Genomic DNA, 20,797 nt, shown 5'->3' on the forward strand with positions numbered 1-20,797 from the left:
GTCCAGCGTCTCGAAGGAGGTGGCGCGCCGCCTCGGCCTCGCCTACCTCGACACGGGCGCGATGTACCGCGCGGCGACGCTGTGGGCGCAGGAGTCCGTGGGGGACCTGACCGACGGCGGCCGCGTGGCTGCCGCCGTCCGCGCGATGCCGCTCGTGCAGGGCCTGGACCCTGACGCGCCGACCGTCCACCTCGACGGCACGGACGTCTCCGAGGCGATCCGCACCACCGAGGTCTCGACCGAGGTGTCGAAGGTCGCGACCAATCTCGCCGTGCGCGACGAGCTGCGCCGCCGGCAGCGCGAGATCATCGCCCATTCCGCGGGGATCGTCGCCGAGGGCCGGGACATCACGACGGTCGTCGCGCCCGACGCCGACGTGCGCGTGCTGCTCACCGCCTCCGAGGAGGCGCGCCTGCGCCGTCGCTCGCTCGACGTGCACGGCGTGGCCGACGCCGACGCCGTCGAGGCGACACGCGACCAGGTGCTGCGCCGCGACCGGGACGACTCCACCGTCATGGAGTTCCAGGTGGCCGCCGACGGCGTCGTCACGGTCGACTCCTCCGACCTGGACTTCGAGCAGACCGTCCAGGCGGTGCTCGCCGTCGTCGCCCAGGTGACGGCGGGGCAGGCGGACGTCGAGGACGACCAGGAGTTCACCTTCGATCCGCAGCAGGACGCCGACGACGAAGCGCGTGAGCGCGCACTGCGCGCGGGCCTCGCGGAGTTCGAGCTCGACGCCGACGACGTCGCTCTGCTGGACGGTGAGTGGAGCTCGCAGGAGCTGGAGGCCGCCGAGGGACCGCTGCCCGTGCTGGCGATCATCGGCCGGCCGAACGTCGGCAAGTCGACGCTGGTCAACCGCGTGATCGGCCGCCGCGAGGCCGTGGTCGAGGACAAGCCGGGCGTGACCCGCGACCGCGTCACCTACCCGGCCGAGTGGGCCGGGCGCGACTTCCACGTCGTCGACACGGGCGGCTGGGAGGTCGACGTCGCGGGCATCGAGTCCAAGGTCGCCGAGCAGGCCGAGGTGGCGATCTCGCTGGCCGACGCGGTGCTGTTCGTGGTCGACGCGACAGTCGGCGCGACGGCGACCGACGAGCGCGTCGTCGAGCTGCTGCGCCGATCGGGCAAGCCCGTGGTGCTGGCAGCCAACAAGGTCGACGGGCCCTCGGGGAGGCCGACGCGGCCTACCTGTGGAGCCTCGGGCTGGGGGAGCCGCACCCGATCTCCGCGCTGCACGGCCGTGGCGTGGGCGACCTGCTCGACGCCGCCCTCGCGGTGCTCCCGCAGGTCTCCGAGCACGGGGAGCTGCGGCCCACGGGACCGCGCCGGGTCGCGCTCGTCGGCCGACCCAACGTCGGCAAGTCGTCGCTGCTGAACAAGGTGGCCGGGTCCGAGCGTGTCGTCGTCGACGAGCTTGCCGGCACCACGCGCGACCCGGTCGACGAGCTCATCGTCATCAAGGGCGTGCCCTACTGGTTCGTGGACACCGCCGGCATCCGCCGTCGCGTCCACCAGTCGTCCGGCGCGGACTTCTACGCCTCGCTGCGCACGGCCGCGGCCATCGAGAAGGCGGAGGTCGCCGTCGTGCTGCTGGACGCCTCGCAGCCGCTGACCGAGCAGGACACGCGCGTGCTGCAGCAGGTCGTCGACTCCGGGCGCGCGCTCGTCATCGCGTACAACAAGTGGGACCTCATGGACGACGACCGCAGGCCCTACCTGGAGCGGGAGATCGAGAAGGAGCTCGTGCAGCTCACCTGGGCGCCGCGCGTCAACGTCTCGGCCCGCACCGGGTGGCACACCGAGCGTCTGACGGGTGCGATCGAGACCGCCCTCGAGTCGTGGGACACGCGCATCCCGACCGGGAGGCTCAACGCGTTCCTCGGCGAGCTCGTCGCGGCGCACCCGCACCCGCTGCGCGGTGGCAAGCAGCCGCGCATCCTGTTCGCGACGCAGGCCTCGACGCGACCGCCGCGGTTCGTGGTCTTCGCGACAGGGTTCATCGAGGCGGGGTACCGGCGGTTCATCGAGCGGCGCCTGCGCGAGACGTTCGGGTTCGAAGGAACGCCCCTCGAGATCAGCGTGCGCGTGCGGGAGAAGCGCAAGCGCTGAGCGGTCGCGCCGGGTGATCGAGACAACACCGTGTCACCTTGCGCAGGACGCCGGACGGAGCGCATGGTGTGGTCATGCCACACACCGCTCCGGCGACAGCCGTGCCCGTCGCGACCCGCCAGTGGTGGCCGGTCGCGACGGCGATGGCAGCCGTCGCCTGGGGCGGCAACGAGTTCACGCCGCTGCTGGTCATGTACCGAGCAGACGGGCTCGACGCCGTCACCGTCAACGCGCTGCTCGGCGCCTACGTCTTCGGCATCGTGCCCGCCCTCCTGCTCGGCGGTCCCCTCTCCGACCGGTACGGCCGCCGCCCGCTGCTGCTGCCCGCCGCACCCATCGGCGCCCTCGGATCCGTGACCCTCGCCCTGGGCGCCGGAGTGCCCTGGGTGCTCGGCGCCGGACGCGTGCTGTCCGGGATCGCGCTCGGGCTCGTCATGGCCGTCGGCACCACCTGGGTCACCGAGCTGGCCGCACGCAGCGGAGACCCCGCCGCAGGCGCACGACGCGCCTCGCTCGCACTCACCACCGGGTTCCTCGTCGGAGCCGGCGTGGCCGCAGCACTCGCCCAATGGGCGCCCTGGCCCGCCCACCTGGCCTACGCCGTCCACGCCGCCCTCGCCGCCGGCGCCGCCTGCTGGGTGCTACGCGTCCCGGAAACCTGCCCCACCGCCGGCGCCCGCGTGCGACGCCTCCGCGACGACCTGCGCGTCCCCGCCGCCACCCACCCGCGGTTCCTGCGCGTCGTCGTCCCCACCGCACCCTGGGTCTTCGGCTGCGTCGGCGCCGCCTACGCCGTGCTGCCCAGCCTGCTCGCCGCCCACGCCGGGACCGTACCCGTCGCGTTCGCCGGCCTCATGACCGTCCTCACCCTCGGCTGCGGCATCGGCATCCAGGTCGTCGCCCGGCGCATCGACACCCACCGCTCCGCACGCGCCTCCGTCGTCGCCATGAGCCTCATCGTCGTCGGGCTCGGACTCGGCGCCCTCGCCGCCCACACCCTCGACCTCGTCGCAGGAATGATCGCGGCCGCCGTCCTCGGCACGGGCTACGGACTGGCACTCGTCGCCGGGCTCAGCGAGGTCACCCGCATCGCCGGCCCCCGCCACCTCGCCGGACTCACCGCCGTCTACTACTCGATCGCCTACCTCGGATTCTTCGTACCCATGGCGCTCGCCTGGCTCGCACGCACCTGGAGCTACACGCAGATGTTCGGCGGCGGGCTCCTCATCGCGACGGCGTGCCTCGCCGTCGTCGGCACCGCATGGCGGGCACACCTTCCCCACGCCAACGCACTCGCCGACTGACGCAACCGCCCCCACCCCGGCACCAGTTGACCGCCGCAAGAGCAGCGGAGAGGCTGCGGGCATGGACGTGCCCACCCACACCGACGGCACCGTCGCACGCACCCCACGGCTTGCGCTGCGACACGTACGACCCGACGACGCCGAAGCCTTCCTCGCGTGGCGCTCGCGTCCCGACGTCATGAAATACCTGTACCTCGAGCCCTGGACCATGCCCGTGGCACGCGAACGGGTCGCCACCTGGGCCGACGCCTCATTCTCCGCAGCAGGCGACGTCCTCACGCTCGCCGTGGAGACACCCACCACGGTCATCGGCGAGGCCCTGCTCAAATGGGCGGCCGGCGAAGGACAGGTCGAGATCGGCTACGCGTTCCGACCCGACGTCGCAGGGAAGGGCTACGCGACCGAAGCGGCGCGCGCCCTGCTCGGCATCGCGTTCGAGGACTACGGGTTCCACCGCGCCTTCGCGCGCATCGACGCCGAGAACCTCGCGTCCGTGCGCGTCGCCCAGCGACTCGGCATGCGCCTGGAGGCAAAGCTCGTCGAGAACGACCGGCGTCCCGCCGACGGCGTGTGGGCCACCGAGGTGGTGTACGCCGTGCTCGCGACCGAACACGCGGCACGACGACGGGACTGGTCCAGGACGGGTGCCCGCGTGGGGTAGTATTTCGTCGGCCCTCCGGGGTCGGGAGTCCGCAAGGGCTCCTCGGGCTGTGGCGCAGCTTGGTAGCGCACTTGACTGGGGGTCAAGGGGTCGCAGGTTCAAATCCTGTCAGCCCGACGTTTGCCCAGGTGAGAGAGGGTTTCTCACCTGGGCATCGTCGTGTTCGGGGACAATGTGACCGCTAAGGTGACCGCTAGGACAAGGGGACCTCGCGCTGACGCGCGGGGTCCTTCGCCGTCTCGGTCGCCCGGCGGGGCCGCGGGTACGCCGCAGGACGTTGGGCCGCCGACCCCGACCTGAACCACTCCCTGTCTGGCGGGCCGGCGATCTGGCGTGATCAGCGGAGTGGCCGTCACGCTCTCAGAGGAGGAACCGCTCAAGCTGCTGCCCGGCGTCTACGACATGGCTGTGGACGTGCCACAGGACGACGCGCTCTGGGCTCCGCCTGGATCGCCTGAACCGGAGACGGTCATGCTGGGGCCCGGCGGCGACCACGTCATCGAGCTCGGAGCGCCCGAGGTCACCGAGGCCGGACGTGCTGCGGTGCAGGAGAAGCTCGAGCAGCTCGCGCAGGCCAAGGTCGCCGCGATGACGGACCTCCAGGTCTCCGACAGGGAGAGGCAGTGCGGGCTGCTGGCGCCGAGCGGCGGGTTCTCGGCGAAGGACAAGTTCGACGATGACTGGTTTGACGCCACGACCACGAACATCGCGAACGGGGCGACCACTGTGCGGGCCGTCTCCGACAACGGCGCGCAGGGGTCGTCGGTGGGGAACGGCTCGAGAGACACGTTCGCCGACGAGGCGTTCTGCGCGGGGGTGTCGAGCCCAGACTCCGACGTCTACGACGTGCCGGTGTCTGTCGTGTCATCTGCGCTGACGCCGGGCAAGGTCACTGTTGCCGCCGACGGAACGTTCGGGACGACGACGCCGTGGTCGCTCTTCATGGAGACCCAGATCGCCACGTGCGGAGACAGGGACGCTGCCGGCGTCCGCGTGGGGTGGGACGAGGACCAGGTACATACCACGTACACCGCGACGGTCGAGCTGACCTGGGAATCGACGGGTTAGCTCACCAGCGATGGGGAGGTCGAGCCGGAGGCGACGGGGGAGTAGCAGGAGAACACGCAGTAGATGGCCTCGGCAGAGAGCTGCCGGGGCCATCTACTGCGTGGAGGCTTCTCACCACGCAACCGTCTCGAGAGGTGCTGTCCGGCCGCGTCGCCGGTGCTGGGGCTCTCGGGCAGCGCGACACCATGGCCAGGACGACGTGGCGCGAACATGGGCGGTCACTTCGAGGTCACCGGGTGCGTAGAAGCGCGATTATGACGCCATGACCGCGACACGGTCGATCGGGTACGCCCGGGTGTGGCCGGCAGCGACGAGCCGCTCGCCCTTGTGGAACTCGCCCATCAAGCCCGCGGCGAGCCGGCCGTAGAGCGCGAGCGTGTGGAACGACGGCTCGGCCTCGGTGTGCGTGCCGTCGAGCGCGGCCCGCCAGTGCTCGACGCCGACACGCGCCGACCGGCGGTACCTGCCGGCGGCTGTCGTGACGCGCCTGGGCTCGGTGACGATGAACCCCGCGAGCGACTCACGGGTCGGGATGGACTCGGACATCAGTGGCTCCTGACCAACCGTGCTAACCGGTACTGGACGCAGGTGCGTGGCGGCCACCAGGCAGGCCAGTGCGCCACCACCTGCCGCCGGACGCGCGGCGCGGCGCAGACCGGGTGAGCGCGCAGCGTCACGTGCCTGCGTGGAGACCGTCGCTGCTAGCGTTTGGAACCGACCGACGGGGTCATCAGAGACAGCACTCAGGAATGGCGATGGGCACGCACATGGGCACGATCCAGATCGGCAGGGGGTCTGTCCGATAGACGGTGGGCGGGGCCCGGCGTCTTCTAGTTGTTCGAGGGTGTCGACGACGCTCGAAAACTGAACACTTTCGGCGTTCGAAAAGTGAACGGTGTGGGGCCAGCCTAGGTCGGCTGGGGGTCGGTGGTCTCGCGGATGCTGGGCAGGGTGTCGAGGCCGCGGTTGCGTAGCCGGTAGCTGGCGCCTTTGAGGGTCAGGACGTCGGCGTGGTGGACGATGCGGTCGATCATCGCTGCGGCGACGACTTGGTCGCCGAAGACGCCGCCCCAGCCGCTGAAGGGCAGGTTGGAGGTCAGGATCAGCGAGGCGTGTTCGTAGCGGGCCGAGACGAGTTGGAAGAACAGGTTCGCGGCGTCTTGCTCGAAGGGCAGGTAGCCGACCTCGTCGATGATGATCAGACCGTAGCGGCGCAGTTTCGCCAGGTCCTGGGGCAGTTTGCCAGCGCGGTGGGCGTCGGTCAGGCGGGTGACCCAGCCGGTTGCCGTCGCGAACAGGACCCGGTAGCCGTGATGAGCGGCGGCGATGCCCAGACCGATGGCCAGGTGGGTCTTGCCGGTGCCGGGTGGCCCGAGCAGCACGACGTTGCGTGCCTCGGTCAGGAACCCGCCGGAGGCCAGCGCGGCGATCGGCTGGCGCACGGCGGGCTGGGCGTCGAAGTCGAACTCCTCGATCGCCTTGCGGGCGGCGAACCCGGCGGCACGGATGCGTAGCTGAGCGCCGGAGGCGTTGCGTGCGGCGACTTCGCGTTCGAGGACGGCGGCGAGGTACTCCTCATGGGTCCAGCCGGCATCGCGGGCGTGGTCGGCCAGCCGGGCGGCGGACTCGGTGATCCGTGGTGCCTTGAGCGCGGCGGCAAGGTAGTTCAGCTGCTTGAGCGTCTCGCCCGCCGCGGGCTTGGCCGCGGCCGCCATCAGACCGCCACCTCGCCGGTGATGATGCCGAACGCGCGGTCGTACTCGCCCAGGTCCCGCACCATCGACTCGGCCTGTGCCGGGCGGGGCGCCTGGAACCGCTCGCGCAGCATCTTCGCGGTCGCCACGTGGGCCGGGTCGGTGATCGTCATGCCGCGCGCCCAGACCCGGTCGTGGGCGGCCACCACGCGCCCGGCGTGGCGGACCTCGACCCGGGCCAGGTCGGCGTGCACGTCCACGAACCGGCCGATCATCGCCGGGTCGACCGAGTAGTCGTTTGTACCGGCACGCACGTAGTAGTCGTTGCCCAGCCGGATCCGGTTGACCCAGCCCACCGCCGGCGCCACCGGCGGCAGCGGCAGCATCGCGGCCTTGTCGGCCTCGAGCAGGTCCAACGGCCTGGTCCGGATCGTGCGCACGATCCTCGCGTTCGCCCCGGTCAGCCAGTCGGCGAACTGGTCGTTGAAGTCGCCCGGAGAGGCGAAGTCGCGCCCGGGCATGAACGAGGTCTCGAAGAACCCGTTGCGTCGTTCCACCACGCCCTTGGACTGCGGGTCATACGGCTTCAGGCGCAGCAACGTCGTGGCCAGGGTGCCGGTGAACGCCGCGACCCCCTCGGCATGCCGCTTGCCGCGCCCGATGCCCGACTCGTTGTCCCAGATCAGCCGCCGCGGAACCCGGCCCAGCTGCTGCAGCAGCACCCACATCCCCAGCAGCAGATCCTGCGTGTGCCGAGTCGGGATCATCGTGGCGAGCATGAACCGCGAGTACGCGCACGTGAGCACCAGCACCGGCAGCAACGTCATCGACCCGTCCTCGAGCGGGATCTTGCGCGGCGGGAACCACAGATCGCTGTGAGTATCCCGGTGGCTGATCTGGGATCGGCTCGTCAGGGTGGTGCTGGCCGTCCTGCCCGTGTGTGACTCGACAGATCGCTGACCCCGGCTCTGGGTGTCGTTGCAGTGACTTGTCCGCACGAGCAGGCGGCCGGCGCCGCTCTGGCCCACCTCGGTGTCCTGATCAGGAGACTGCCCGACCTGCGGGTCGTGGCCCATCACAGTGTTGCCCCGGAGTGACTCTTCCCCAGACCGGCGCCGGCCCTCGACGGCCGTTCAGTTCCCGATCTGGAAGGAAGCACGACCGCCGTGACCATCGTCGCGCAGGCCCGCCCCTACGGGTCAAGCCCCAGCAGGTGGTGTAGCGCGTTGTGATCCTTCGTCGTGTCGGTCAGGTCAGGCGGCGGCTCCGAGGGTCAGCGGCTGGGCGGGGACGACGTCGGTGGAGACGGCCAGAGGGGTGCGTGCCTTCTTGAGGGCGTCGAGGGAGAAGTAGCGGCGCCCTTCGGCCCACTCGTCGTGCTGTTCGGCCAGGACGGCGCCGACGAGCCGCACGATGGCGTCACGGTTAGGGAAGATGCCCACGACGTCGGTGCGACGGCGGATCTCCTTGTTGAGCCGTTCGTTGGGATTGTTCGACCAGATCTGTCTCCAGATCTCCTTGGGGAACGCGGTGAACGCGAGGATGTCGGCGCGGGTGGCGTCGAGGTGGTCGTGCACGTCGGGCAGCGGGGTGGCGACCATGTCGAGGAGCTGGTCGAACTGCGTGGTCACCGCCGCGGGGGTGGGCTGGTCGTAGACAGAGTGCAGCATCGCCTTGACGGCCGGCCAGGACGCCTTGGGGCACACGCTCATGAGGTTCGCGGCGTAGTGAGTGCGGCAGCGTTGCCAGGTCGCTCCGGGCAGGTTCGCCGCGATCGCTTCGACCAGGCCGCGGTGGGCGTCCGAGGTCACCAGGCGCACCCCGGTCAGGCCGCGGGCGACGAGGTCGGCGAAGAACTCGTTCCACGCCGCGCCGGTTTCCGAGGTCACCACGCGGGTGCCGAGGACCTCACGGTGCCCGTCACCGTTGACGCCCGTGGCCACGAGCACGACGGCGTTGATCACCCGGCCGGCCTCACGGACCTTCATCGTCAAAGCGTCCGCGGCGACGAAAGTGAACGGGCCGGACTCGTCCAGCGGGCGGTGGCGGAACGCGTCGACCTGCTCGTCCAGGTCGGCGGCCATGCGGGAGACCTGCGACTTCGAGAGCCCGTCGATCCCGAGGGTCTTGACGAGCTTGTCCATCCGGCGCGTCGAGACGCCTGCCAGGTAGCAGTCCGCGACCACGGTGGTCAGGGCGGACTCGGCCCGCTTGCGGCGCTCGAGGAGCCAGTCTGGGAAGTAGGTCCCCTCGCGCAGCTTGGGGATCGCCACGTCGATCGTCCCGACCCGGGTGTCCAGGGGCCGGTGCCGGTACCCGTTGCGCTGTGTCGTGCGCTCGGGCGAGCGTTGGCCCCACTCGGCGCCGACGACCGTGTCGGCGTGCTCGGAGAGCAGGGCGTTGATGATGTTGCCCAGCATCGTGCGCATGAAGTCCGGGGAGGACTCGGCCAACGCTTCGTGAAGCAGGCGGGCAGGGTCGATCATGTGAGGTGCGGTCATCGCGGGTACTCCGTTCGAGCGAACTTGGGAAGGTTCAACTCGAAGGATCACGCGGTGGCCGCCTCTCATCTCCCGGCTGTCACGCCGGCGACGGCCACCTGGCCGACCTACACCACTCTGCGGGACTCAACTCCCCTACGTCATCGGCGTGGACACCCACGCCCGCACCCACACGCTGAGCGTCCTGGAGGCTCCGACGGGAGGCTTCATAGACTCGGCCCAGTTCCCGTCAACGCCCGCAGGACTCAAGCGAGCAATCGCCTGGGCGGCCCGCCGGACTGTTGGTGATCTCGATGCACTGTGGGTCATCGAAGGCATCGGTACCTACGGGGCGCTGCTCTGCCGTGCCGTGCTCGAGTCCGGATACGACGCCGTAGAGGCTCCACGCATGGCGGCGCGCAGCAACCGGGGACTCGGGAAGTCCGACGAGCTCGACGCCCGCAGGATCGCAGCGGCGGCCCTGCCTCTGACGGAGAACGAACTGCGAGTTCCTCGCACCAGCGACGGTGAGCGGGCAGCGCTGCGGGTTCTCGTCACCGCACGCGAGCACATGACGACCGAGCGCACCGCTGCCATCAATGCGCTGACCGCTCTGGTGCGCGCCATGGACCTCGGAGTCGACGCCCGCCGACCCTTGTCTGCCAAGCAGATCACCGAGGTCTCGCGCTGGCGCGCCCGGAAGGAAGAGATCGGCGCTGCCACCGCTCGCGCGGAGGCCGTGCGGCTGGCCAGCCGAGTCCAAGCCCTGGACGACGACCTGTCGACCAACGCCACGCGGATCGACGCCCTCGTGCGGACCACCCCTGCGGCCGGACTGCTGGAGAAGGCCGGGATCGGGCCAGTCACGGCAGCCGTCGCACTCACTGTCTGGTCGCACCCGGGACGCGTACGGTCTGAGGCCGCGTTCGCGGCGATCGCGGGAGTCAACCCGATCCCCGCATCGTCGGGAAACACCACCAGGCATCGCCTCAACCGCGGAGGCGACCGACGCCTGAACCGCGCCCTCCACATGGCCGTGATCACACGCATGGCGCACGACCCGGCCACCCGCGCCTACGTCGCTCGACGCACCGCCGAAGGATCCACGACGCGCGAGATCCGCAGGTGCCTCAAGCGCTACCTCGCACGGCACATCTACCGCTACCTCAACGCGGCCGCCGTGCCACTGCTCACGACTTGACGAGACATAGGAGAGTCACTGGCACGCGTCCCCGGCCAGCCACGTCAACCGGTCAGCGGGATCCACCGGCGCCTGCTCGGGCCGCAACCGCCGCACGTTGTCCCGAAACCACGTGATCGACCCCGTCCACCCGACCCGCTCGGCGATCACCGTAGCCGGCATGTCCGGGGTGTCGTTCAGCAACCGCCGCACCGCCGCCTCGAACGGCGTGAACGCCGTCGACGCTGCCCGCCGCTCGTACCTCGGCGGCCCGGCAGAGGCCACCGCCTTGACCACCGTCGTGCGCGAGATCCCCAACCGCGCCGCGATCTGAGCCTTCGGAACGCCCTCGCCGGCCAACCGCCGGATCAACGCCCAGTCCTCCAAAGTGATCACTCTCCGATCGTCGTGAGTGTTCACCTTTCGAGCGTCGCAACCGTCCAGACTTCAGGCGTCGTCGACAGAGGGGCTGATGCGTCCCTCGAAGGTGATGGCGAGGTCAAGCCCCGCGGAGTGGTGTAGCGCTTTCTGATCCTTCGTAGTGCTGGGTCAGGTCAGGCGGCGGCTCCGATCGTGAGGGCCTGGGTCGGGACGACGTCGGTCGTCATGACGGTCAGCGGGGTTCGTGCCCGCTTGAGCGCGTCGAGGGAGAGGTAGCGGCGCCCTTCGGCCCATTCGTCGTGCTGCTCGGCTAGGACGGCGCCTACGAGGCGGACGATGGCGTCCCGGTTGGGGAAGATCCCCACGACGTCGGTGCGGCGGCGGATCTCCTTGTTGAGACGCTCGTTGGGATTGTTCGACCAGATCTGGCGCCAGATCTCTTTCGGGAAGCTCGTGAAGGCGAGGACGTCTGCGCGGGCGGCGTCGAGGTGGTCGTGCACGTCGGGTAGGGCGGCGGCGACCATGTCGAGGAGCTGGTCGAACTGGGCGTGGACCGCGGTCTCGGTGGGCTGGTCGTAGACCGAGTGCAGCATGGCCTTGACCGCGGGCCAGGACGCCTTGGGGCAGGCGGCCATGAGGTTCGCGGCGTAGTGGGTGCGGCAGCGCTGCCAGGTCGCGCCGGGCAGGTTCGCCGCGACGGCCTCGACCAGGCCGGCGTGCGCGTCGGAAGTGACGAGCTTGACGCCGGCCAGGCCGCGCGCGACGAGGTCGGCGAAGAACTCGTTCCACGCCGGCCCCGTCTCGCTGGTCACGACCCGGGTGCCGAGGACCTCGCGGTGCCCGTCACCATTCACACCGGTCGCCACGAGGACGACGGAGTTGATCACGCGGCCGTGCTCACGGACCTTCATCGTCAGCGCGTCCGCGGCGACGAACGTGAACGGACCCGACTCGCCCAGTGGGCGGTGGCGGAACGCGTCGACCTGGTCGTCGAGGTCTGCGGCCATGCGGGAGACCTGCGACTTCGAGAGGCCGTCGATCCCCAACGTCTTGACGAGCTTGTCCATCCGGCGGGTGCTCACACCTGCCAGGTAGCAGTCGGCCACGACGGTGGTCAGAGCGGACTCGGCGCGCTTGCGGCGCTCGAGGAGCCAGTCCGGGAAGTACGTTCCCTCGCGCAGCTTTGGGATCGCGACGTCGATCGTGCCCACCCGGGTGTCCATCTCACGGTGGCGGTAGCCGTTGCGCTGCGCCTGACGGTCTGGGGAGCGTTGGCCCCACTCCGCGCCGACGACGGCGTCGGCGTGCTCGGACAGCAGGGCGTTGATCATCGTCTGCAGCAGTGAGCGCATCAGGTCGGGTGACGACTCGGCCAGCGCACCCTTGAGCAGACGTGCGGGGTCGACAATGTAGGGAGCGGTCATCGTGTGCTTCTCCATCCAAGAGTGCTTTCGCAAGGTCTCTTGAAGGATCACGCGGTGACCGCCTCTCATCTCCCGGCTGTCACGCCGGCGACGACCACCTGGCCGACCTACACCACTCTGCGGGACTCGACTGATGGCGAACGCGTTGAGTGCGGCCTTCCACCGGATGACCCATCGTGCCCGGCCACGGCCGGTGGGGTCCAGGGACCTCGTGACGAGGTAGAGGCACTTCAGGGCGGCGGTGTCGTTCGGGAAGTGCCCGCGGGCGCGCACGGCTCTCCGGTAGCGGGCGTTCAAGCTCTCGATCGCGTTCGTGGTGCAGATGATCTTGCGGATCTCCACGTCGTAGTCCAGGAACGGGACGAACTCCGGCCACGCGGACCGCCACAGCTTCACCGCGGCCGGGTACTTGCCCGCCCACTTGTCGGCGAAGTCGTCCAGGCGCACCTGCGCGACCTCGGCGTTCACCGCGGTGTAGATCGGCTTGATGTCCCGGGCCATGGCGTCCCAGTCCTGCCGGGCCGCGTACCGGAACGTGTTGCGGATCAGGTGGATCACACAGGTCTGGACCTGCGCAAGCTCCCAGGTCGTGGTGATCGCGTCGGGCAGCCCCTTGAGATTCTTCTATGTTCCGCAAGTCGGGATCGATGTAGCGCTTGTCACGCGATGATGGGCTCGGCGGTTCGCGTCGTGGCGGTGAGGGTGCGGTAGATCTGTCGGGCGAGGTAGCGCTTGAGGCATCGGCGGATCTCCTTCTTCGTGCGGCCGTCCGCAGAGCGGCGCTCGACGTAGGCCTTGGTCTCGGGGTCCCAGCGCATGCGTACGACGACCGCCATGTGAAGGGCTTGGTTGAGGCGCCGGTCTCCGCCGCGGTTGAGCCGATGGCGCACGGTGTTGCCTGACGAAGCGGGGATGGGGTTCACGCCGGCGAGTGCGGCGAACGCGGCCTCGTCGCGCAGGCGGCCGTCGTGGGACCAGGCGGCCATGGCCACGGCTGCTGTCACCGGACCGATGCCCGGCATCTCCAGGAGCGCTCGGGCGGGGCTCTGGTGCAGCAGTTCGGTCATCGTCTTGGTGTTCGCGGCGATCTCCTCGTCGAGCGCGATGACACGGCGCGCCAGGCGGAGGGCCTCAGCGCGAGCGGTCGCGGCGCCGATCTCCTCGGTCCGGGTTCGCCAGCGGGAGACCTCGAGGATCTGCGCTGAGGACAGGGGCTTACGGGCGTCGATGCCCAGGTCCACGGCGCGCAGCAGCGCAATCAGGGTGTTGATCGTCCCGGTGCGCTCGCTCGTCATGTGGTCTCGGGCCGCGACCACGACACGTAGCGCAGCACGGGTTCCGTCGTCCTTTCGCAGGTGTCGCAGGTTCAGGACGTTCAGGGGCAGGACGGCGGCGGCGATCCGGCGAGCGTCAAGGGGGTCGGACTTGCCGAGCCCCCGGTTGGCCTTGGCGCTCATCCGGGCAGCCTCCACGACCTGGTAGCCCGCGGCAGTGACGGCTTTGGCGAGCTGAGCGCCGAACGTCGCGGCGCACTCGATCACCCACAGGGCGGCCAGATCGCCACCGGTCCGGCGGGCAACCCACGCGATCGCACGGGCAAGGCCGGCCGGCGTGGTCGGGAACTGCCCGTCATCGACGATCTCGCCGGTGGGTGCGGCGAGGATCGACAAGGCGTGGCTCTTGGCATGGGTGTCCACGCCGATGACGAACGGATGGTCGTGCGCGACGATGGTCACGGCGGTTGGTGCCTTCCTCGTTCGGGAACTCCGGTCTGACCGTCAAGGCCGGCGCCGGTCCGGGAGGAAATCACTTCAGGGCATGTCTGTGATGGGTCACAGCCCCGTGCCACCGTGAGGCTGGACAGTCTTCTGATCAGGCCACCGAGGTGGGCCGGAACGGCGCCGGCCACCCTGCTCACGCGGACAAATCTCAAGAAGGGCACGCTCGCAGCGGCCAGCCGTCACAAGAGTCACACCCGAGCAGAACAGCCGACGCCATCCTCGACAGCCAGTCCCAGACCAGCCACCTGAAGACTCACAGGCCGTCGCACACCGCGATGCACACGTCCCGCACACCCCGGTTCTTGATCTCGGTGAGCACGCTCAGCCAGAACTTCGCGCCCTCACCACCGTCGCCGGCCCAGATCCCCAGGATGTCCCGTTCCCCGCGGGTCGTGACGCCGATCACGACGTAGAACGGCTTGTTCGTGACCTGCCCGTCACGGACCTTCACGACCAGGGCGTCGATGAAGATCACCGGATACACCTCGTCGAGCGGGCGGGTGGACCACTCGGTCATCTCCGCGACGACCTTGTCCGTGATCCGCGAGACGGTGTCCCTCGACACCGACGCACCGTAGACCTCGGCGAAGTGCGCGCTGATCTCCCCGGTGGTCAGCCCCCGCGCGGTCAGCGACAGCACGAGCTCGTCGATCCCGTCCAGGCGCCGCTGCCGCTTCTTGACGATGACCGGGTCGAACGTGCCCTCCCGGTCCCTGGGCACGTCGACCTGCACCGGCCCGATCTCGGTGATCACCGTCTTCGACCGCGTCCCGTTGCGCTCGTTCGAGCCCGCCTTCGCGTCCCGGTCACCGGCCTCGTACCCGAGGTGCTCGGTGAGCTCCTCCTCGAGCGCGGTCTCCAGCACCTGCTTCGTCACCTCGGCCAGCAACCCGTCCGGGCCGACCAGACCGACACCCGTCGACCTCGCCTGCGCCACCAACTGCTGGGCGAACCGCTGCCTGTCCTCATCCTCGAGCATCACGGGCTCGATGATCTCGGTCATCCTGCCTGCCTCCCCGCCAAGCTCCCGCCCGGCGTGTCAGGCCGACCCCCACCCACCGTTAATCGGAAAGACCCCGTGCAGGTAGGCCTCCATCACGACCGCGAACAGCGCCTGGTCCACGCGGCGGCGCCGCTCGAGCAGCGACGGGAAGAACGACCCCGTGCGTAGCTTCGGGATCCGCAGATCCAGGTCACCGGCCGTGGTCGTGAGCACCCGCGCCCGCGAGCCGTTGCGCTGGGCCGTGCGCGAGCTCGTGCGTTCGAACGGGGCCGCGCCGATCACCGCGGTCGCCTCTGCGTCGATCAGCTCCTGGTAGAGCGTCTGGGTCGCGACCCTGATCCGATCGGAGACATCCGTGCCCTGGAGCTCATCGAGCAGCGCGAGCAGGGCAGACTGGTCCATAGCCATCGTGCGATGTGTCCTTCCGTGAGTTCCCTAGTCCGGTCTCACTGACCATCGCACGATGGCCTTCTACGTCGTGGCCACGACGCTCAGGCCCGCGGAACTACACCACCACCAGGGACGTCACCCAGTGTCGTGCCGTGGCGTGTTTTGCACACGACCGGGTGATTCTTCGGACGTGGGCGAGTTCTCTGACCTGCGGTGCAAGACGCCTGGTGCCGTGTGTGGCCGCGGACCGTGTGCGAGCGTCTGACGACTGTTCGCGTGAAGGGGCGCGTGCAAGCGTTACCATCGCGCGAAAATTGGCAAGAAGCCGAGCGGTACGCTTGGTGCATTGGCATGCGGGTGAGTTCTGGAATGCGTCAGAGCATGAGGAGTTTCAACGTGAAGCGACACCTGAGAGTGGTCTCTGCCGGGATTGGCCTGGTCGGCAGTGCTGCGCTGATTTTGGGACTGGCGGGGTGCCGCGATTCGTCAGACGTCGATGGTGCGGCGGAGGTCGGCTCATCCGAGCAAGCAGCAAACAGTACGCCGGCAGAGACGGAGACTCCGTCGGCCGAGACGGAAACGCCAGATGCCCTTGAGCCTTTGGCTGTGACGAACGAACCCGAAAAGTCGGCTGATTCTGATGAGGTAGTTATGGCCAAGGCGTGCTACAACTTGTTTCTCGCCAATGACACTGATCCAGAATACCCCAATACGACCATTGATGCTATCGATAACCCCGATGGGACCGTCACATTCACTCTCTTGCCCTTGAAAGACATGGTCGCCAATGGCGTGAGATTTACTCCCAAAGAGACATGTTCTGTCACCGTGCGACCATCAGGTCAAAAGGGTGTGCCCGCAGATCTAGTGTTGCCGGAGTAGCAGTGCAACGTACTGACGGTTTGCCAAGCGATGATCGCTGAGGAGTTTTCGACGTGAAGCGACACCTGTGAGTGTTTTCTGCTGGGATTGGCCTTGTCGGCAGTGCTGCGCTGATTCTGGGACCGGCGGGGTGCCGTGATTCGGCGGACGTCGATGGTGCGGCGGAGGCCGACTCAAGTACGGCGGCTGCGACAGAAGTGCCTGCAGAGACAGAGGCACCAGACACGACTGAGTCATCAGGATCCTCGACTGAGCAAGGAACTGCTACAGATCCCAACGAGATTGCATACAACCTGTGGCACAACGGAGAGGATGGCATAGGTTTTGCCTTGGTTTCGTCGGGGGATGCTTATGTGGATAGCAATGGCAAGCAGGTCAAGTGGCGGAGTATCTTGCTCTTGGAGGACGTTGAAGGACTAGGCACACTTGGCGACGTCGCTGAGTTTCTCTTTATTGGCGCCCCGGACGATGGTGGTACGCCACAGTTTGTGCCTGGCAATCCCGACGTCTACATTTACTAGTAGTGGCAGCATTGCACGTGATGCACCACGTGGCTTGACCGTGTGACCCTCGCCCTCCCAGGGGTCCGGCAAAGTTGCCGGTGGCGGGTTGACAGCGCATGACGTGCGTCTTTGCAGGTGAGACGGGGTGTGCGGGCGGGCTGCTGCCCGGTTGGATCGGGGGTTCCTACACCATCCGGCCTCACGGAACGGGAGTCCGCCCGCACCATTCCGTCGTCGCGTACGCATGCTGTCGTCTCCAAGCCTGTCTCGCGGCAGGCACTGTTGTTGGAGATGCTTGCCCCGGTGGCCGATCCGCGTGACCCGCGCGGGCGGCGGCACACCGTCGCTGCTTTGCCCGCGGTCGCGGTGGGCGCGGTGTTGACCGGGGGGCGCGCGGGTTCACGGCGATCGCGCAGTGGGCCAAGGACGCCGACTGGCCGCGCTCGGCACGAACCGGGTAGCGGACGAGTCGACGTTCCGGCGGGTCTTCGCCCGCCCAGGCGCCGACGCCTTGGATCAGGTCCTCGGCGCCTGGGCCGTGACCCGCACCAAGGCGGTCGGCGCCCGGCGTGTCCTGGCGATCGACGGCAAGGCGGCCTGCGGGGCACGCAAACGCTGTGCGGCCGTCTCCTTCCTCGTCGCGGCGCTCGACCACACCACGGGTGTCGTGGCTGGGCAGGTCGGCATCGACGACAAGGGCTCGCAGATCGTCGCGGCCCGGACCTTGATCGAGCGGCTCGACCTGCGCGCCGCCGTGGTGACGTTGGACGCTCTGCACACACAGCGGGAGACGGCCGCGAAGATCCGCGCCGCGGGCGCCGACTTCGTCCTCGTGGTCAAGGGCAACCAGAAGACCTTGCACAGCCGGCACAAGGCCCTGCCGTGGAAGGACGTCCCAGCCTGGACCACCACGCAGCGTGGGCACGGGCGGCGGGCGACCCGCACGATCAAGGTCCTCCAGCCCCCGCCTGGATCGAGTTCGACGACACCGTCCAGGTCGCCCAGCTGCTCCGCACCGTGACCGTCAAGGGGAAGAAGAGCGTCGAGGTCTGCTACGTCATCACCTCCGCCGACGCTCGCGTCGCGGACCCCGCCACCCTCGCCGCCTGGGTCCAAGGACATTGGGCAATAGAGGTGCGACTGCATTGGGTGCGGGATGTGACGCTTGACGAGGACCGCTCCCAGGCCGCGACCGGCGCCGACCCGCAGGTCAGGCATCGATCCGGAACACCGCCATCGGCATCCTGCCCATCACCGGGGCCACGAACATCGCCCACGCGCTACGACATCACGCCACGACCTCGAACGGCCCATCCGCGCTGTCCTCACAGCATGACGTCACCGCAGGTCACAGACCCAAAATGCCGACAACGCCGGAGCCCTGCAGGAGCCCCTGATTCAACGCTTCTGCGGTGCCTCCCGGCGACTCCTGCGGGTGGGTGTGCCCGACCCGCGCCGAACGCGGTGTCCACTTGCTGCCGTGTCCAGAACATGCCATGGCGGTCCCACGCGCCTTCCCGTCTGACGTCCCTCAGGCCGAACCGCGGAACCACGCCGCTGACGGCGCCGAGCGGACCACGTCCTGGGGGCTCAGGTCGTAGGAGAAGGCAGCAAACTGCCGTGACCGGAACCGGGTGTTGTGGGGCGCTGGGCGTGCTGTGCAGGCTTGTCGCGGCACGCCGACCGGACACCCGGCCGGGTGGCGAGAGCAAGCAGGCACCACCCCACGACGTCTGGAGTCACCATGTCGAAGGTCCTCGGCATCGCCCCGACCACACCGCTGGCCTGCAGCGACGAGGGGGCATCGCAGGACGCGCCTGCCCCGAGCCTGGAGTTGCTCCACAGGACCGCCGGGATGGCGCGCCGGACCGCCTGCGGGACCGGGAGTGGGCGAGGATGCTCTGGCTGTCCGTGACGCGCCGTCGATGGTCGTCGGGGCTCTGCCTCTCCGCCGCCGGAACGCCTTGACGCTCGTTACTGCGTCGACAGTCTCGTCGGGCGTGCGCAGGACCGAACCGCCTCGAGAAGACGAAGGGTTCCCAGCATGGACTTGCGTGGATTGGCCGCATTGATCGCCGTCGCCGATGCGGGATCCGTGACGCTCGCGGCCGCCACCCTCGGCTACACCCAGTCGGCGGTCAGCCGGCAGCTCGCCGGACTGGAGCGGTCGGTGGGCATGCAACTCACGGTTCGGGTGCGGGGCGGCCTCGCCTTGACACCGGGCGGTGAGGCGTTGGTGCCCGTCGCGCGCGAGATCGTGCGCCTGTGGGAACGGCGGGCAGCTCCCCAGGAAGCCGCACCGGCGGTGCGATAGCGCGCCGTTTTGGGCGATGTCAACAGTCTTGACTAGAAGGCATTCTGCTTTCGTCCTGTGTGCGTCGTGGTTAATGCTTCAACACGTCAGGGATGCGAACGGGAAGGCCATCGATAAGTCGACAGGCAACTCGGTGACGAGACCGGACGCATTTCCTGGGGTGCTGCACCAGGCGGCACCCTCCACTCGGAAGGAGCAAAACCATGCACAACGTCCTTGGCGGATACACCGCCTACGCCTCGCCGTCGGAGATCCAGAACATCGCCCTCAACGAGGCCGAGCTGGGCAACGTCGGTACCTCGGTCTCCCTGAGCGTCAGCTACTCGTTGTCGCTCTCGTGGTCGTGGTCGTGGACGTGATCGGTCCGTTTCGCCGCGAGTAGCGGATAGGAGTGTGCTGCCGGGCCACATGGAGCGTGGCCCGGCAGCACACCCGTCCAGTCTAGTCAGAAGCGATCGGAACGCTCTTACCATGCGCACAGAAAGGGCACGGAAATGGTGTCTGTCGTCGATGCTGCCATCTCGGCGCTGACCGATGTCGAGCCGCCGTCACGCGAGTTCGTGGACGAGGCGCTGGCTCGTCCCGCCGACAGCCCGCACTCCTCGCGGGTTCACGAAGTCATCGACTCCGTGCGCATGAGCAGGCCGCGCGTCACCGCCGTCGCGGAGCGCGGGCCGCTGCTGTCCGTCGTGACGCTCGAGGCGGAGTGCGGGATCCTCGTCGACACCTACGTCCTTGCCACGCGGGAGCGCCGCCTGGACGGCATCCGCTTCGAGGCGCAGACCCCGACGGTCCGTGACGTGCACGGCTTGGCGACAGCGCTCGCCGACCTGGGCGCTGACGCCGTCTCGACCTGCACGCGCCGCGGCGAGCACGTCGAGGTCGTGCGCCCCGGACCGCTCGCGGTCGCGTCGCTCATGAAGGTCTTCGTGATCGAGGCGGTGCTCGCCGGCGTCGACGACGGCGTCCTCGCGCTGGACGAGAGCCATCGGCTGCGCGACGTCGACATCGCCTACCTCAGCGCCGGCCTCGGAGCCGAGCACGTCGGGACCGAGGTGACGGTGGGCGAGCTGTGCAGCCTGTCCGCGTTGCAGTCCGACAACAGCGCTACCGACCTGCTCGTGCGGCTCATCGGGCCCGATCGGGTTCTCAAGACGTTTGAGCAGCACGGTGTGGAGCGCGGGCTCAACGAGCCGTTTCGCACCACGAAGGACACGTTCCTCGCCGCATGGGGCGAGGGGATCAGTCCCGATGCGCCGCACGCCGAGGTCGACGCCACGCTCCGGGTTCGCGGGCTGGAACGGGTCGCGCACGGTGACGGTCACGACTACGTCTCGACGCTCACCGCCGTCGACTCCGTGATGGGCGCGCTGGCCGCCCGGCCCTGGCATCCCTGGTCCGTGACCGGTGCGCGGGCGCCGGTGCTCTTCAAGGGCGGTTCGGCCCCCGGCGTCCTCGCCGGAGCGTGGTTCGGGCCAGGCGCCGACCGGGCCCCGGCGGGCATGTCGTTCTGCGTGAACGCGGGGGCACCCCTCGGGGCGCTCGAAGAGATCTACGCCTTCAGCTGCGCCGAGTCGCTCCGCGAGCGGCTTGGACTCGGCGCCTGACAACGGGAGCAAC

Annotated in this window: 16 protein-coding genes, 1 tRNA gene and 5 pseudogenes; 12 read left to right on the forward strand and 10 right to left on the reverse strand. The window is 69.0% G+C overall.

Features of this window, described 5'->3' with window-relative positions; genetic code table 11:
- Positions 1–19 precede the first annotated feature (19 nt).
- The 6 genes and pseudogenes from ET495_RS19350 to ET495_RS03995 form a co-directional block, all read left to right on the forward strand.
- Positions 20–547, forward strand: a pseudogene (locus tag ET495_RS19350) ((d)CMP kinase); the annotation flags it as partial.
- A 66-nt stretch (positions 548–613) separates the two neighbouring features.
- Positions 614–2,112, forward strand: a pseudogene (gene der, locus ET495_RS18450) (ribosome biogenesis GTPase Der).
- 74 nt (positions 2,113–2,186) lie between these two features.
- Positions 2,187–3,416 carry an MFS transporter gene (locus tag ET495_RS03980; RefSeq protein ID WP_129202784.1) on the forward strand — a complete coding sequence of 410 codons (1,230 nt, stop codon included), beginning with the start codon at positions 2,187–2,189 and terminating at the stop codon, positions 3,414–3,416.
- A 61-nt stretch (positions 3,417–3,477) separates the two neighbouring features.
- The gene (locus ET495_RS03985) at positions 3,478–4,077 is read left to right on the forward strand and encodes a GNAT family N-acetyltransferase (protein WP_129202786.1); all 600 of its coding nucleotides are present in this window, start codon (positions 3,478–3,480) and stop codon (positions 4,075–4,077) included.
- A 43-nt stretch (positions 4,078–4,120) separates the two neighbouring features.
- A tRNA-Pro gene (locus tag ET495_RS03990) sits at positions 4,121–4,194 on the forward strand.
- Positions 4,195–4,410: 216 nt separating this feature from the next.
- Positions 4,411–5,145 carry a hypothetical protein gene (locus ET495_RS03995; RefSeq protein WP_129202788.1) on the forward strand — a complete coding sequence of 245 codons (735 nt, stop codon included), beginning with the start codon at positions 4,411–4,413 and terminating at the stop codon, positions 5,143–5,145.
- A gap of 252 nt (positions 5,146–5,397) precedes the next feature.
- Here the strand turns inward: ET495_RS03995 and ET495_RS04000 are convergent, their stop codons facing one another.
- The 4 genes from ET495_RS04000 to ET495_RS04015 all read right to left on the reverse strand — a co-directional run bounded on the left by ET495_RS04000 (position 5,398) and on the right by ET495_RS04015 (position 9,340).
- Positions 5,398–5,691 (reverse strand): single stranded DNA-binding domain-containing protein, encoded by a 294-nt coding sequence (locus ET495_RS04000; RefSeq protein WP_129202790.1) that lies wholly within the window; start codon positions 5,689–5,691, stop codon positions 5,398–5,400.
- A 362-nt stretch (positions 5,692–6,053) separates the two neighbouring features.
- Complete coding sequence (istB, locus tag ET495_RS04005) at positions 6,054–6,860, reverse strand: IS21-like element helper ATPase IstB (RefSeq protein ID WP_129202792.1); 807 nt, start codon at positions 6,858–6,860, stop codon at positions 6,054–6,056.
- Positions 6,860–7,915 (reverse strand): Mu transposase domain-containing protein, encoded by a 1,056-nt coding sequence (locus ET495_RS04010; RefSeq protein ID WP_211340849.1) that lies wholly within the window; start codon positions 7,913–7,915, stop codon positions 6,860–6,862. Before ET495_RS04010 ends, istB begins: the two co-directional genes overlap by 1 nt.
- A gap of 177 nt (positions 7,916–8,092) precedes the next feature.
- Complete coding sequence (locus ET495_RS04015; RefSeq protein ID WP_129201780.1) at positions 8,093–9,340, reverse strand: IS256 family transposase; 1,248 nt, start codon at positions 9,338–9,340, stop codon at positions 8,093–8,095.
- Between the two features lie 76 nt (positions 9,341–9,416).
- Here ET495_RS04015 and ET495_RS04020 point away from each other — a divergent pair, with 76 nt between their 5' ends.
- Complete coding sequence (locus tag ET495_RS04020) at positions 9,417–10,520, forward strand: IS110 family RNA-guided transposase (RefSeq protein ID WP_129202794.1); 1,104 nt, start codon at positions 9,417–9,419, stop codon at positions 10,518–10,520.
- A gap of 15 nt (positions 10,521–10,535) precedes the next feature.
- Here the strand turns inward: ET495_RS04020 and ET495_RS04025 are convergent, their stop codons facing one another.
- The 6 genes and pseudogenes from ET495_RS04025 to ET495_RS04050 form a co-directional block, all read right to left on the reverse strand.
- Positions 10,536–10,886 carry a helix-turn-helix domain-containing protein gene (locus ET495_RS04025; RefSeq protein ID WP_211340822.1) on the reverse strand — a complete coding sequence of 117 codons (351 nt, stop codon included), beginning with the start codon at positions 10,884–10,886 and terminating at the stop codon, positions 10,536–10,538.
- 167 nt (positions 10,887–11,053) lie between these two features.
- Positions 11,054–12,304 (reverse strand): IS256 family transposase, encoded by a 1,251-nt coding sequence (locus ET495_RS04030; RefSeq protein WP_129205876.1) that lies wholly within the window; start codon positions 12,302–12,304, stop codon positions 11,054–11,056.
- A gap of 129 nt (positions 12,305–12,433) precedes the next feature.
- Positions 12,434–12,922: pseudogene (locus tag ET495_RS04035) on the reverse strand (transposase); the annotation flags it as partial.
- Between the two features lie 41 nt (positions 12,923–12,963).
- The gene (locus ET495_RS04040; protein WP_129202796.1) at positions 12,964–14,040 is read right to left on the reverse strand and encodes an IS110 family RNA-guided transposase; all 1,077 of its coding nucleotides are present in this window, start codon (positions 14,038–14,040) and stop codon (positions 12,964–12,966) included.
- Between the two features lie 301 nt (positions 14,041–14,341).
- Positions 14,342–15,088 (reverse strand): annotated as a pseudogene (locus ET495_RS04045) (IS256 family transposase); the annotation flags it as partial.
- 69 nt (positions 15,089–15,157) lie between these two features.
- A pseudogene (locus ET495_RS04050) lies at positions 15,158–15,496 on the reverse strand (transposase); the annotation flags it as partial.
- Between the two features lie 378 nt (positions 15,497–15,874).
- Between ET495_RS04050 and ET495_RS04055 the strand changes: the two are divergent.
- The 5 genes from ET495_RS04055 to ET495_RS04075 all read left to right on the forward strand — a co-directional run bounded on the left by ET495_RS04055 (position 15,875) and on the right by ET495_RS04075 (position 20,784).
- Complete coding sequence (locus ET495_RS04055; protein ID WP_129202798.1) at positions 15,875–16,360, forward strand: hypothetical protein; 486 nt, start codon at positions 15,875–15,877, stop codon at positions 16,358–16,360.
- A gap of 1,014 nt (positions 16,361–17,374) precedes the next feature.
- Positions 17,375–17,884: an ISAs1 family transposase gene (locus tag ET495_RS18055; RefSeq protein WP_425471195.1), complete on the forward strand. Its 510-nt coding sequence runs from the start codon at positions 17,375–17,377 to the stop codon at positions 17,882–17,884.
- Positions 17,885–18,907: 1,023 nt separating this feature from the next.
- Entirely contained in the window at positions 18,908–19,177 is a 270-nt protein-coding gene (locus tag ET495_RS04065) for a helix-turn-helix domain-containing protein (RefSeq protein ID WP_129202800.1), read from the forward strand.
- Between the two features lie 203 nt (positions 19,178–19,380).
- Positions 19,381–19,536, forward strand: a complete 156-nt coding sequence (locus tag ET495_RS04070; protein ID WP_129202802.1) for a signal protein — start codon at positions 19,381–19,383, stop codon at positions 19,534–19,536.
- Positions 19,537–19,671: 135 nt separating this feature from the next.
- Positions 19,672–20,784 (forward strand): serine hydrolase, encoded by a 1,113-nt coding sequence (locus ET495_RS04075; protein ID WP_129202804.1) that lies wholly within the window; start codon positions 19,672–19,674, stop codon positions 20,782–20,784.
- The last annotated feature ends 13 nt before the right edge of the window (positions 20,785–20,797 follow it).

The organism is Xylanimonas allomyrinae (assembly GCF_004135345.1).
GTDB lineage: Bacteria > Actinomycetota > Actinomycetes > Actinomycetales > Cellulomonadaceae > Xylanimonas > Xylanimonas allomyrinae.